Here is a 254-nt window from a genome sequence, read left to right on the forward strand (position 1 = left end):
CCGATGTCCGCCTCCTGCCCGGCCCCTTCGAGCGGGCGCAGCGGGTCAACCTCGACCACCTGCTGCGATACGACCCCGACCGCCTGCTCGCCCCCTTCCGGATCGAGGCGGGGCTCGAGCCCCGGGCGGCGAAGTACCCCAACTGGGAGAGCGGGGGCCTCGACGGCCACACCGCCGGGCACTACCTCAGCGCCCTGGCGTTGACCTATGCCGCCACGGGCGACGAGCGGTTGAAGCGACGCCTCGACGACATG

The 254-nt window shown here is 72.8% G+C and carries 1 protein-coding gene; it reads left to right on the forward strand.

Annotated elements, in window-relative coordinates; all coding sequences use genetic code 11:
- On the forward strand, positions 1-254 hold a 254-nt coding region (locus R0J92_RS24755), incomplete at both ends, for a beta-L-arabinofuranosidase domain-containing protein (protein ID WP_411053635.1).

It is taken from the genome of Tritonibacter sp. SIMBA_163 (genome assembly GCF_046535935.1).
GTDB classification, from domain to species: Bacteria; Pseudomonadota; Alphaproteobacteria; order Rhodobacterales; family Rhodobacteraceae; genus Epibacterium; species Epibacterium scottomollicae.